Raw genomic sequence first — 12,465 nt, 5'->3', positions numbered from 1 at the left:
GGTGGTACGACGTCAAGAAGGCCAAGCAGGTCATCGAGGAGGTCGAGACCGGCGACGATGTCGAGCCGGATGACGTGCTCCGCTTCATGGAGCCTGACGAGGCTTCGGCCAAGACCCGCGCCGATTCCGATCGCGTAGACGGAGCGCGCAGCAAGGGCTCCGGGTCGGTCACGATCGAGGGCGAGCCGACCGCCGAGCCGGAAGGCACGGCCATCATAGACCTGCGCGCCGGCGTCGACGGCAGCTACACCATCGCCTCGATCACCGACACGCTCGACCGCGGCAGCGGCTACACCACGCAGATCTCGCTGGGCAACCCGCAAGGCTCGGCCGGGGCGGATAGGCGCTAGGCCGAGAGCAGCTTCACCATCGTCAGGCGCATGCGTGCGAGTCTCCGTGCCGCGCCATGGAATGCTTCCCGCTCGGCTTCGAGCAGGAATTCAAGTGTCATCATGTCGAGCAGGAATTCGTCCACGGCTACCGCAAGTTCGTGCGACTTGCCTTTTGTGTGAGCGAGTAGCTCGCGCGCCTCTTCGACGAGGTTGGCGCTGCTGGCGTCGATCAGCACCTCAAGCTTCGTGAAGCAATCCAATTCTGAAGTCCCCCTGCCGCGGCCCTCAATCGCCGGCGCGCCGGAAAGTTCCCAACCGAAAGGAAAATCAATGACCGGATCCCGCGAGCACGAATCGCTCGCCCGCGTGCTCGCGCATGAGGGCGGATACAGCAACCATCCGGCGGACCCTGGCGGCGTCACCATGAAGGGCGTCACCCAGCGGGTCTATGACGCCTACCGCCGTAGCAAGGGCCTAGCCACCCGCTCGGTTAAGGGTATCACCGGCCAGGAGCTCTTCGACATTTACGACCGGCAATACTGGGACGCCGTGAAGGGCGACCAGCTGCCAGCCGGCGTCGACTATGTCGTTTTCGATGGTGCGGTGAACTCAGGGCCGAAGCAGTCGATCATCTGGCTACAGCGCGCCCTTGGGCCGCTCTATCAGGGCCGTGTGGACGGCGTCATCGGTCTCGGCACCGTCGCCGCAGTGCAGGGCTGCAACAACCACGATGCACTGATCGACCGCATCTGCGACCAGAGGCTCACATTCCTGCAGCATTTGAAGACCTGGAAGGACTTCGGCCGCGGCTGGCGTTCGCGGGTGGCCGAGGTCCGCTCGATCGGCCAGGCATGGGCCACCGGCGCGATGCCCCAGATGGCGAACTTCGTCGACGGCGGTCAGGCCAAGGCATTCGTCGAGGACGCCAAGCCCGCGCCTTCGACGGCACCTGCCGATGCCGCAGCCGGCGGCGGCGTCGCCGGCGTCGGCCTGTCGGGCACGCTGGCCGAGCTGCAGAACCAGCTTTCCCCCTTCAGCTACACGAGCGAGTGGATCGGCAAGGTGGTCCTCATCCTTGCCCTGGTCAGTGCCATCTTGGCGATCGGCGGTCTGGCCTATGGCTGGTATGCCCGCCGCAAGGCCGAGCGCCTGGCGCTCGCCATCGGCAAGGCGGGCTGAGCCATGGAAAACCTGAAGGCAGTTCTCACCCAGGCGATCGAGAAAGCGCTGCCGGTCCTCGCCGGCTTCGCGGTCGGCGTGCCTGTCGGCATGGCGCTGGTTTGGTGGATGTTCCTGTGAGCTTCCTCGTCACCTTCATTGTCGACCGGCTTGGCGTCTCGCGCCTGGCCGCCGGCGCGATCGCATGGGGCGCGATCGTCCTCATCGCGTCGGGCGCCGCGCTCTGGGCCTACGAGCTCATCAAGCACAAGGGCGCCGACGAGCTGCGCGCCAGGATCGAAAAGGAGAACCATCATGCGATCGATAAGGGCATTGATGCTCGGCTGTCTTTTGACGACTGCATCGACGCTGGCGGCGTGTACGACTTCCGGCATCAGCGGTGTGCCAGCCCTGCGCTCGGCCCTCGGTAACAGCCTCGCCGGCGCGCAGGGCAAGACGCTCGCCGACCAGAACAGGATCGACCGGACGATGGCGCCCGGCTGTGCCGTTGGCCTCTATACGGGCGCTGAGTGCGACCGGCATACCAGGGCAAGCGCCGCGCGCCGCGCCGAACTGAAATCCTAGCCGGCAGAAGGCATCCAGCAGATGGCGGACTTCAATTCGAACATCGTTTTTCTGATGGCCGTCATCGGCGCAGTCGGCGGGCTGTGGTGGCGCATCGAAGCCGCGATCAAGGTGGCGCGGGACGAGGTCAAGAAGGATGCGCGTGACGCGCATCTGCGCGCCGACACGGCGATGGCCTCGGTCTCCTTGTTGACCGAGCAGCTTGCGGCGCACAAGCTCCACGTTGCAGAGACCTACATCACAAAGGCCGGCCTGCGAGAATTCCGTGACGAGGTGATGACCGGCGTGCGCGACCTGAAGGGCAGCGTATCCACCTTGCACGAGCGCATGGATCGCTTCATTGAAGGCGACAAGATCGAGCGAAAGCGCTCCTAGATACAACTTAGACCGTCTGGGTGGGCATTCAGTTGAGGTGCCGCTTCATGATGTCGTTCAGCCATCTGTTGAGGCTGACTTCCGGTGGCCGATTGGACTCTTCTGAAAGCGCAACCCGCAAGGTCAACTCCACCAACTCATCACCCGCCTCCGTGGACCCGCCGCGGTAACGAGCGGCCTTTCTACGCAGCGGACCTAGAAGCTGCACCACCGACTGTGGCGTTTGCCTTGTGGAGGTTGCCATGACAGCAAAATAGTCGGGACGAGCGGCATGCACGAATACATTTGATAGTGTCGCCCCACGATGACGGACTGGTGATCGCCGCCCTGGCGAGACTGCCGCGCGATCACACTCGCCTGGTTGCTAGGCTTAACATTTGTGAAAGCGCGGGTTCCAAATCACGTGCATTTTAAACGCTCGACCCTTGGTAGTGCCGTCGCCTGTGACATCGGCGACGGGCTTTCTCTATCAGGTGGATGTCTTCCGCTTCGGCGCCACATGACTGGTGACAAGTCGCACTGCGCTGCGCTTGACCGTAATGCCGAGATCTTTGCCGCCGACGGTCACGCTGTCCCCATCTACCCTGGTGACCTCCCCCGTAAGCTCAATCTTCTGCCCGCTGCTAACGTTTGGTGTGGTGTCCACAATCGAATGGGGCTGATGATATGAGGGGATCAGCACGCTCACTCGATCCTCAGTTACGCGCTTGCGGATCGTTGCGGTGATCGCAACGGTATCCCCGACCTTGATGCTGCCCATCGCCATAAGGCGAGTCTGGTGCGGCTACGCCGTTAGTCAAGCCTGTTCTACTGTACATAAAACTGTCTGCAACCCGTTGGACGCTTGTTGGTTGTAGGCGAAGCGGTCGATCCCTTCGGGGTATAGCCGCTGGACGTCTCAGGGTCAGCCCGTGGCCATTTTCCTCCCGAGCATGGCGACGGGCCCTTCCATGACAATATCAGACCCGGCCAGCCCGCTTCCTTTCAACTATGATATTGGCCTCGCGTAGGAGCGAGGGCCACTCAAAGCCTAAGACCCCAATCAACTCTTTCGCTTCCTCTACCGAAATCCCGGTTTCTTCCATTAAGCGTTGGATGATATAGGCCCTGGCGTTTTCTGGTCTGCCGGGCGTGTCAGTCACGGGAAATCTCCTACTGGGATTCAACCCGCCGCCTAAACACTTGTTCCGCCTCACACGGCTCGCGAAACCGCCCGTTTGAGATATAATTCACCTCCGTGCGGGCAATGGTTTTCGCCCCCGCGGGGTGAGGGAACGATGGCGAAATCACACCTGACGGCGCCGGACGCCTAAATCATACGATCAGCCTTCCTAAACGAAGTCCAGGAAAGCCAGGCGCCGGAAAGCCAATGGCGGGAGATGGCTACGCAGCTGATCCAGTCGTACACCGGCCACAAGGATGTTGATCCCCAAATTCTGGATTGGATTATTCGGAAGCTGGCTTAACCTGCGGTGCTCGCGAGACTGAGATCTAGCCCTTGACGCTTGGCGCCGGCGGCTTCGTCGCGTCGAATGACAGCCACTCCACCGTGGCGACAATCGCGGCCGCCAGTGCCTCGGCCTCGTCGAGCAGCGTCGGGCCGTAATGCCCGTTCACTTGCTCCTCGCTCATCAGGACGCCAGGCGGGCAGTGCTCTTCGATGGTTGCCCTGATCAGCAATAGAGCTGCGCGGCAGTCCGGATCATTTATTCGGCTGCCCCTCATTTCGAGAAGTCTCGCGGTACGGCCTCAGCGAGACTGAACTCCGAGACGCTGTCTGCCTCCTCGTCGACCACCCGAAACCAATGCTCCTGCAAACCTCTGGTGGAGACCGGCGTTTGAGCGACATGCTCTACCGCCCTTAGCGGTTCTTCAGCGTCTACGGTTTGCCACGAGACGACCTCTTCGCCGTAGAGCTCTTCCACCTTGTACCGGGGCACTCAATCACCTCCGTCCCATGGCTTTCGCCTCGCGCTCGAGAGTAGTCCGATCATTGCCGTGCTTCTTGATCAGCTCGCGAACCTGCTGAGGTGTCAGTCCGACCTTCTGGGCGAAATACTCAACCTCGTATTCCTCGTCCGCCGAGACCCGGTCCCGATCGCGAAAGTCCCGCTTGCTCTTGTCATCTGCCATTAGGGCGTCCTCCTGAATGTTGAAGAACATTGACGAGGCCGTGAAAGTTCCCGCTCTCTTTAGCCACTGCTAACGGAACCGAAAGACCGCTGCGCTATTGAGTCGCCGTTCGGGGATGTGTGCATGCGTAAGGACGGCCTCAGGCTCAGCTTCATCAAGCCGATGGAGCCGGAGCGGTTCGACGATCCGCCGGCCGGCTCCGAATGGAGTCACGAAATCAAGTTCGACGGCTACCGGACATAGGTGATCAAGGATGCCGACGACATCCGCCTCTACACCAAGATCGGCATCGACTGGACGGACAAATACCGGTGGCGAACAAAGAGAGGCCCTTGGCGGCGCAGGAGTAGGTTCAAGCCCGTTAACGCCGGGCTGCGCCACGTGACCTTTCAGGGTTTCGGACGGAAGCTGATCTCATTGCGGGAGAACTCAAACCTATCGGCGCAACGCAATGCAAAGGGCTCGCTCCAGCTCCGCCGGCGCGAACGGTTTAGCCAAGACCTGGCAGTCGCTGAATGTCGCCGGCATCCCCATCCTGCCGTACCCTGTGCTAAATATAAACGGGATATTCCTGCTCTGCAGTTCCTGGGCAACCGGGAAGACAAGCTCTCCGCCGAGGTTAACGTCCAGTACCGCGAAATCGAAGGGTTCAACACTGGCAGCCGACAATGCCTTGCCAAGCGTAGCCACCGAAGCTGCCACCACGCAACCTAGTTGCTCCAGCATGTCCTCTATCAGTAAAGCAACGCTGCCTTCGTCCTCGACGACCAGCGCACGCAAGCCGGCCAGCTCACCCATTCCTAACAGTGCCCCGCAGTGGAATGGTCACTCGGCATGAAAGTCCCTGCGGTTCGAAGGTGATATCGAGCTCACCGCCAAGGTCGCGTTCGATGCAGCGCTCAATGAGCCTGGTGCCAAATCCACGCCTCGTCGGCGCCTGAACGGGCGGGCCCCCCAGTTCCTGCCAGAGTAACTCCAGCCGGTTGAGATCGGGTCCTTCGGAAAGCTGCCAGCTGAGTGACAGTGTTCCGCTGGCGGAGGACAATGCCCCGTACTTTGCCGCGTTTGTCGCAAGTTCGTTCAAAACCATAGTGAGATTGAGAGCGGTTTTGGGGTCGAGCATAGCCGCCGGCCCGTGGATCTCCACCCTGTCCCCAGAAGCTCCTGAGATCGGGTCCAACAACTCCCGAGCGAGAAAATCGAGCGGCGCGTCCTCCCAACGACGCTTCGTCAGCAGGTCGTGGGCGCGGGCAAGCCCCAGCAGCCTGCTTTGAAAACGCTGCCCAAATCCCTCAAGGCTTTCCGAATGGCGCGCAGTTTGGACTGCCAGGGACTGCACTGTCGCCAGCGTGTTCTTGACGCGATGATTTAGTTCGTCGATCAGCATCCTTTGCCTGTTCTCCGCCTGCTTGCGCTCGGTGATGTCGACCAGCATGTTAATGGCGCCAATCAGCTTGCCCTGGCTGTCATAGAGCGGGGTGGGATAAGGTATGAATGGGACGAATGTGCCGTCAGGCCGCTCTGCCAACGCCTCAACTCCGCGCACCGCGCGGTTCTCTTTGAGGGCCACAGCCATCGGACATTGATCGTGCGGCAGAGGAGTCCCGTCAGCCGTGTAAAGGCGCCAAGTCACACACCACTCATCGCCAAGCTGAGGGCGGCGTCCTGCCATATCAATGCAGGCTTTATTGAAAAATGTTATGCGGCCGCTCGGGTCGGTGGTGTAGACCGCGGCGGGCATGGCCTCAAGGAGGTCTCGCATGTGCTGCTCGCTCTCGCGGATTCGGTCTTCCATGCGTTTGGCTTCGGTCACGTCTTGGATAATGCGCACGCCGTAGACAAACTGTCCGGACTGGTCGCGGACTGCGGAAGCGTAGACGTCGAGGTAAACGATTGTGCCGTCCGGCCAGCAGCAGCGCTTGCGCAGCGTGTAGTTGTCGATCTCTCCGCCAACCTGACGGGCGTAGAGGGTTGCGTCCTCTGCGCGGTCTTCCTCATGCGTATAGTCGAGGAACGTCATCTTCAGGAGTTCCTCGCGTGCGCGGCCGAGCATTTTGCAGATTGCGTCGTTCACGCGAAGCAAGCGACCGGTCTCGTCTATCTCGGTAATACCGACAGTCGCCGCCTCATAGGTTGCGGCCAGGCGCTCCTCGCTCTCGCGACGTGCCCTTTCGGCTTCATTGAGGTGCGTCACATCTATAGTGAAGCACCGTGTGTTGACAAATTTGCCATCATCAACGCGGCTGTTGGAGGTGATCAGCACCTGCTTGATGGACCCGTCCTTTGCACGAAGTCGCGCAGGTTGCCGGTCTAGTCTTTCACCGCACGAAAGCTTGTGAAGGATGTCGCCGATGACAGGAGCGTCCACGTGAAATTCTGCGATGTGACGGCCTACATACTCCTCCTCCGAATAGCCGAGGAGTTTCAGTTCAGCCTTGTTCGCCCTCAGAACGATGCCTTCGCTGCTGACGATATGCAGCCCAACCGCTCCGTTCTCAAAAAAGTCCTCCAAGTCCTTGCTCTTCTGGCGGACGTCATCCTCGACCGCCTTGTGAGCCGAAATGTCCTGAAAGCAATTGATCGCGCCCTGTATGTTGCCGCCGTGATCTTTGAGGGCTCGAATGTTGACGAGGGCCGTGATGCGGGAGCCGTCAGGCCTCTCCATAATGACCTCTGCGTTTCGGGTGGCAGCGCCTGAGCGAACTGCATCGGCCATCGGGCACGTCTCGTGCGGCAGCGGCGTGCCATCAGGCAGGAACAGGCGATGCGAGCCGCAGAACCGCTCCTTCGTTTCGTCTAGCCTTGGAGTCCGTCCCCAAAGTGCGGCAGCCTCTGAATTGTACTGGATGAGCCAGCCTTCGTGATCGCAAAGGTATACAGCCCCCGGAATGGCATCCAGAGCAGTTGGGGCAGCCGCGACGAGAGCCTCAAACTCCGTCAGCTTGCGCGATGCGCTGGGCAGTCTCTCGATATTCGACATGTCCGCCCTCCCTAGGCGCTCTCCGCGATTTAAATGTCAGCAAGGAAACAAGCCTAGTTGAGATCGGAACTACGCCCCCAGCAAAGCCACGTTGCGCGCGGCAAAGTTACTTCCAACGCCCGGAGCTGGTTTTTGTTCCGCGCCCTTGAAGAGCCCGACGGGTGTGGTTACGCCCTACTCGGACGTTGATGCAGTTTTTGTGTTGCGGGTATAGTATGACTTCACGATACACAGCTGATCGGGAGGCCCGACTCGGTTTCATCCGTAGCGCATTACTAAGGGCCGAACTACCTGTCCTCACTCCTAAGGTCGGGCCAGCCGGCCCGGATCATGGCCCGGGGGATCGCAGCTCTGCTTCTCCCTTGGCGTTTTCCTTCTGCGTCATGTTGTCGGCAGCGATCAGCCGGCGCAGCGCGCGCTTGGCCTCCTCGCGTCCAGCCGGCCTCGATCATGCAATCAATGATCGCCTGAAAACCCGGCTCCGTGGCCTCCTGGCAGTCGACCTCGCGGTCGGGATAAACGCCGGTGCGCGGCTTTCTGATCAAAGGTAGGCCTCCCCGTCGCTGCGGTGCTCGTAGCAGAACCAGTGCGACGGTCTCTTCGGCTTGGCAAATCCCCAGCCGGCATCCTTGCCGCAGCCTTCTGTTCGCAGACATGCCCGAGCGGGCCTCGAGTGCACTGCGTGATCATCTCTCCAAGGCGTGTCGGCTCGTCGCTCATGACGAAAAGATTCCACAGACCGGCTTGACGGGCAAGGAATTTGTTCTCATTTCGTTCTCATGGCGCACGAGAAGGTCGATACGCTGGGCAAGGCGACCCGGCACAATTTGCTGTTGAAGGTGGAGTGCGCGTGCGGGAATGTGCGCTACTGCCGTTCGGCCGACTTGATGATGGTCTATGGCGGCGGCGCGGATCCGTTCAAGTTGAAGTTCGACTGCAGCCGCTGCAAGCCCGACATCCAGCTGACGTTGCTCGAGCTGCACCCCGACCACCTGCCGAGGAAGCTCGTCATCCACAAGCCGATGAAGGTCGACGGCAAGATCGTATGGCACACCGAGCGGTTCCGACCATGAAGGAGCGCTACCAGGTCGAGGCCACCGAGAGCGGCTACCGGGTGCTCGAGCAGGCCGGAAAGGTGCTCGCGATCGTCGAGCGAAGGCCGCAGGCGTTCAAGTTCGTCCGCGATCGCGGCGGCCGCGTTCAACTCCAATGGGCGAGGACAGTGATCGTCAACCAAACTTTGCCGCGCGATTTTTCCGCAACGCATGGCGGTTCTAGGGCCGGCCGCATCATGACCGTGATCAGCGGGGATCAGCGGGGAAGCTGGGCCTGGTTCGTGAATGGGAAAGATCCCGATACCGGCCGTGGTGGAAGTTTTTCAGGACGCGAAGAAACCAAGGATCAAGCCGTTGCGCAACTCGAAGCCGTCTATACCGAATTCATCGCCGATGCCGACAAATACGGGCCAACAAAGCTACATGCTTGAAATCACCACTGAACTCGAAAAGCTGCTGGCCGTCATGCCCGGCCCCGTCTCGATAGTGGCCGGCATAGCTGTGTTGCGCGCCATTGGCCTAGATGACCCGGACGGAGATTTGCAGGCAACGATTGGGACGTTCGCGGCCGAAAGGGGCAGGGCGATCAGGTTCGATCGCGGGGCAGATCACGTGAGCTTAACAGCCCAAAGTCGAGGGCCAAAGACACTCCTCAAACGCTCTGAAAAGTTAGACAATTCACCCGCTAACTAATTGATGGCCGACGAGCTGTTAGACAGGAGAGGTGGGGTTAAGTGCTTGACATTTAAGCGATAGCACAGGAGTCAGAGTCCGTGGGTCTACCGTTAACCTATTCCCCAGCAGGCGCGTCTGGTATCGCGCTAGCCAAGCGGCTCATGTGCCGCGAGCGCTGCCTTGTAGCCGCCATCGGAAAATAGTCAAGCCCGCAACTGAGATCAACCGCAGCCTTTTTGCGGATGCTCCCCGCGGAAGCGGGCAAAGGGCTCAACTGCCGCCTTTGCTGTACTGCGAATGCTCGAAATAGAGCACCATGCAAAGGCCGATCAGCAGCGGAATGATGAGATAGAACAGGCGGAACACCAGAAGCGCTGCAAGCACGCCCACAGGATCCATGTCCGAAAGTCCGGTGAGGAAGACGACCTCGAACACGCCGAGCGCGCCCGGCGCATGCGACAGGAGCCCGATCGAGAACGAGACCATGAACACGCCGAGCACGACGAAATAGCCGGGGTTGCCGGTCTCCGGCAGGGCGAAATAGATGATCGCGGCGGCGGCCAGCAGCTCGACAGGCCCGACCAGCAACTGTCTCGCCACGATCGGCAGCGCCGGGTAGTGCAACTGGAAGGAGCCGATCTTCAGCGGTCTCAGCCCCAGCCAGCTGCCGAAGGCATAGGCGCCAACGAGGATGAGCATGGCAAGCCCGGCGGCGAAGGCGGCGCCATGGTGCGGCGTGCCGGTGAAGCGAGCGATGATCTGCGGCTCGAACAGCAGAACGAGGCCGCCGAGGAAGACGCTGGAGAGGATGAAGGTGAACCAGCAGATCGCCACCAGCACGCCGATCTCCTGGCCGGTCAGCCCCCTTGTGGCATAGGCGCGATAGCGGATCACCGCGCCGGAAAACACTGAGCCACCGATATTGTGCGACACCGCGTAGGTGGTGAAGGAGCACAGCGTGACGAACAGCCACGATACTTTCTTGCCGATATGCAAGAGCGCTATGTGGTCGTAGCCGGCGAGCGAGGCATAGGCGACGACGGAGCTTAGCGCCGCCAGCACCCAGCCGCGCGGCGGGATGGCGGCGATACCGGCCCAGACATCGTCGAGCGATACGCCGCGCAATTCGTGAATGAGCAGCCACAGCGAGAACGCAACGGCCGCGATGCCTATGACCGGCCAGAAATAGCGCCTCCAATTCATGGCGTCGTCATCATGCGTTGCAGCTCATTGTTGTGATGGTGCCCAACCTCTTTGAACCAGCATTTGAGACATGCCTGATTGAAGCCGGCTATTCAACCGGCAAGACATTGCCCCGACGTGACCCTGCCAAAATTCGAGCCCCGCGCTCTTGGTGATTGCGAACGGCACTGCTACTCTGTTGCCAACTTGAAACAAATCGAGGTGCCTGCTGCGTCCGTTCCCGGTTCGCGCGGCGCCGGAAGGAACTGAAGTGGAAGACCACGATACCGGCGCGGGCGCGTCGGCAGTGGGCATGTCCGGGGCATCGCCGGCGCAGTCGGGAGGCCCGCAACCGGCGCGATTCAGCCGCCACACGGGTGCGCACCAAAGACATGCCGACCCTAGACATGCCGGCCCCAAACATGCAGGCCAGAGACAGACTGGCGCCGGTCAGGCCGACCAGCATGGCGATCAGCCGAAAGGCAAGACGCGCAAGCGCCGCAAGCGCAAGCGCGGCCGCAAGGTGTTCGCGCGTGACGAGAACGGCGCCGTGCCCAATGCCGCGCCTGCCGGCACGACGGCAAGCCAGCCTCAGAGCCCGCCCTTGCAGGCCGAGCGAAGGCCGCCGCTCCAGCCTCCGCCACGTCCGCCCCAGCCGGAATTGCCCGTCTTCGCCGCGCTCGACCTCGGCACCAACAATTGCCGGTTGCTGGTCGCGGTGCCTGGACGTCATGGCCAATTCCGCGTCATCGACGCTTTCTCGCGCATCGTCAGGCTGGGCGAGGGGCTGACGGCCAGCGGCCGGCTCGGCGAGGCGGCGATGGACCGCGCTGTCGAGGCGCTGAAGGTCTGCGGCGAGAAGCTGCGCAACCGCAAGATCAGGAAAGCCAGGCTGATCGCCACCGAGGCCTGCCGCTCGGCCGCCAACGGCGTCGAGTTCCTGGATCGCGTCGAGCGCGAGGCCGGGCTGAAGCTGGAGATCATCGACCGTCAGACCGAGGCCCGCCTTGCCGTTTCCGGCTGCGGCTCGCTGGTCGAGCGCGACACGCAAGGCGTGGTGCTGTTCGACATCGGCGGCGGCTCGTCGGAAATCGCGCTGATCGACCTGACCGGACGGCGTTCGCCACGTCTGGCCAATCACATCGTCTCCTGGACGTCGCTGCCTGTCGGCGTCGTCTCGCTCGCCGAGCGCTTCGGCGGCCGCACTGTCACGCGCGATACCTTTGCCGCCATGGTCGACGATGTGGCTACGCGGCTGAAGGCCTTCGACGGCCGCGACCGGCTCGCCCATGTGCTGGCCAGCCCCAACTTCCATCTGCTTGGCACGTCCGGCACGGTGACGACGCTGGCCGGCGTGCATCTCGATCTCGAGCGCTACGACCGCCGCCGCGTCGACGGGCTGTGGATGGACCGCGACAGCGTTGACCGCATGATCGAGCGGCTGATCGGCTGGGATTTCCAGCAGCGTTGCGCCAACCCCTGCATCGGCGCCGACCGCGCCGATCTCGTTCTCGCCGGCTGCGCCATCCTGGAAGCGATCCGCGGCGTGTGGCCGTCCGAGCGGCTGCGTGTCGCCGACCGCGGCCTGCGCGAGGGGATCCTGAGCGAATTGATGGCCGATGACGGCGTCTGGCGGAATGATGGGCGCCGATGACAAAGAAACCGGAAAAGCCGGGCTCAGCCAGCCTGCGCGTGCTCAAGACCCGCATCAAGAAGAAGAGCGGCCTGAAGGAATCGTCGCGCCGCTGGCTCGAGCGCCACATGAACGATCCTTATGTGCAACGCTCCAAGGCCGACGGCTACCGCTCCCGCGCGGCCTACAAGCTGATCGAGATCGACGACAAGCACCATTTGCTGAAGCCCGGCATGAAGGTCATCGACCTGGGCGCGGCGCCCGGCGGCTGGTGCCAGGTGGCAGCCGCGCGGACGAAGTCGAGCGCCGAGAATCCCCATGTCGTCGGCATCGACTATCTCGAAATGGATGCGGTTC

General features: G+C 61.8%; 16 protein-coding genes and 1 pseudogene. 9 read left to right on the top strand and 8 right to left on the bottom strand.

All coding sequences use genetic code 11. The features are described from left to right. Positions 1 to 350, top strand: a pseudogene (locus EOA24_RS41550) (hypothetical protein); the annotation flags it as partial. On the opposite strand, the gene EOA24_RS12195 reads toward EOA24_RS41550, so the two are convergent. Beyond that, a complete protein-coding gene (locus EOA24_RS12195; protein ID WP_245467079.1) occupies positions 347 to 568 on the bottom strand; it encodes a hypothetical protein in 222 nt (73 codons plus the stop codon). The pseudogene EOA24_RS41550 and the gene EOA24_RS12195 sit on opposite strands and share 4 nt — an antisense overlap. 94 nt (positions 569 to 662) lie before the next feature. Between EOA24_RS12195 and EOA24_RS12190 the strand changes: the two genes are divergently transcribed. The 4 genes from EOA24_RS12190 to EOA24_RS12175 all read left to right on the top strand — a co-directional run bounded on the left by EOA24_RS12190 (position 663) and on the right by EOA24_RS12175 (position 2,450). Continuing rightward, a complete protein-coding gene (locus tag EOA24_RS12190; protein ID WP_126082986.1) occupies positions 663 to 1,511 on the top strand; it encodes a glycoside hydrolase family 108 protein in 849 nt (282 codons plus the stop codon). A 116-nt stretch (positions 1,512 to 1,627) separates the two neighbouring features. Continuing rightward, positions 1,628 to 1,921: a hypothetical protein gene (locus EOA24_RS12185; protein WP_126082985.1), complete on the top strand. Its 294-nt coding sequence runs from the start codon at positions 1,628 to 1,630 to the stop codon at positions 1,919 to 1,921. Beyond that, positions 1,893 to 2,075, top strand: a complete 183-nt coding sequence (locus EOA24_RS12180; RefSeq protein WP_245501784.1) for a hypothetical protein — start codon at positions 1,893 to 1,895, stop codon at positions 2,073 to 2,075. Before EOA24_RS12185 ends, EOA24_RS12180 begins: the two co-directional genes overlap by 29 nt. Before the next feature lie 21 nt (positions 2,076 to 2,096). Further along, positions 2,097 to 2,450: a hypothetical protein gene (locus tag EOA24_RS12175; RefSeq protein ID WP_126082983.1), complete on the top strand. Its 354-nt coding sequence runs from the start codon at positions 2,097 to 2,099 to the stop codon at positions 2,448 to 2,450. A 469-nt stretch (positions 2,451 to 2,919) separates the two neighbouring features. Here the strand turns inward: EOA24_RS12175 and EOA24_RS12170 are convergent, their stop codons facing one another. The 6 genes from EOA24_RS12170 to EOA24_RS12145 form a co-directional block, all read right to left on the bottom strand. Continuing rightward, a complete protein-coding gene (locus EOA24_RS12170) occupies positions 2,920 to 3,210 on the bottom strand; it encodes a hypothetical protein (protein WP_126082982.1) in 291 nt (96 codons plus the stop codon). Positions 3,211 to 3,409: 199 nt separating this feature from the next. Beyond that, positions 3,410 to 3,592 carry a hypothetical protein gene (locus tag EOA24_RS12165; protein WP_127257740.1) on the bottom strand — a complete coding sequence of 61 codons (183 nt, stop codon included), beginning with the start codon at positions 3,590 to 3,592 and terminating at the stop codon, positions 3,410 to 3,412. A 349-nt stretch (positions 3,593 to 3,941) separates the two neighbouring features. Beyond that, entirely contained in the window at positions 3,942 to 4,082 is a 141-nt protein-coding gene (locus EOA24_RS42970) for a hypothetical protein (protein WP_245467077.1), read from the bottom strand. A gap of 312 nt (positions 4,083 to 4,394) precedes the next feature. Next, a complete protein-coding gene (locus EOA24_RS12155; protein WP_126082980.1) occupies positions 4,395 to 4,583 on the bottom strand; it encodes a DUF3606 domain-containing protein in 189 nt (62 codons plus the stop codon). Between the two features lie 435 nt (positions 4,584 to 5,018). After that, the gene (locus tag EOA24_RS12150) at positions 5,019 to 5,381 is read right to left on the bottom strand and encodes a response regulator (protein WP_126082979.1); all 363 of its coding nucleotides are present in this window, start codon (positions 5,379 to 5,381) and stop codon (positions 5,019 to 5,021) included. Next, positions 5,374 to 7,563: a PAS domain S-box protein gene (locus EOA24_RS12145; protein ID WP_127409815.1), complete on the bottom strand. Its 2,190-nt coding sequence runs from the start codon at positions 7,561 to 7,563 to the stop codon at positions 5,374 to 5,376. The genes EOA24_RS12150 and EOA24_RS12145 overlap by 8 nt, the downstream gene beginning before the upstream one ends. 779 nt (positions 7,564 to 8,342) lie before the next feature. Here EOA24_RS12145 and EOA24_RS12135 point away from each other — a divergent pair. Further along, positions 8,343 to 8,636 carry a hypothetical protein gene (locus EOA24_RS12135; protein ID WP_126082978.1) on the top strand — a complete coding sequence of 98 codons (294 nt, stop codon included), beginning with the start codon at positions 8,343 to 8,345 and terminating at the stop codon, positions 8,634 to 8,636. Then, positions 8,633 to 9,049 (top strand): hypothetical protein, encoded by a 417-nt coding sequence (locus EOA24_RS12130; protein WP_126082977.1) that lies wholly within the window; start codon positions 8,633 to 8,635, stop codon positions 9,047 to 9,049. The genes EOA24_RS12135 and EOA24_RS12130 overlap by 4 nt, the downstream gene beginning before the upstream one ends. A 514-nt stretch (positions 9,050 to 9,563) precedes the next feature. On the opposite strand, the gene EOA24_RS12125 is transcribed toward EOA24_RS12130, so the two are convergent. Then, entirely contained in the window at positions 9,564 to 10,496 is a 933-nt protein-coding gene (locus tag EOA24_RS12125; RefSeq protein ID WP_126082976.1) for a YbhN family protein, read from the bottom strand. 250 nt (positions 10,497 to 10,746) lie between these two features. Between EOA24_RS12125 and EOA24_RS12120 the strand changes: the two genes are divergently transcribed. Beyond that, positions 10,747 to 12,129 carry a Ppx/GppA phosphatase family protein gene (locus EOA24_RS12120; protein ID WP_126082975.1) on the top strand — a complete coding sequence of 461 codons (1,383 nt, stop codon included), beginning with the start codon at positions 10,747 to 10,749 and terminating at the stop codon, positions 12,127 to 12,129. Further along, the coding region (locus tag EOA24_RS12115; protein ID WP_133374500.1) for an RlmE family RNA methyltransferase at positions 12,126 to 12,465 on the top strand (340 nt) is incomplete at its 3' end. The genes EOA24_RS12120 and EOA24_RS12115, both read left to right, overlap by 4 nt.

Origin of the sequence: Mesorhizobium sp. M2A.F.Ca.ET.039.01.1.1, from assembly GCF_003998035.1 — a bacterium.
Classification (GTDB): Bacteria; Pseudomonadota; Alphaproteobacteria; order Rhizobiales; family Rhizobiaceae; genus Mesorhizobium.
This window is presented reverse-complemented; position numbering and strand designations above follow the sequence as displayed.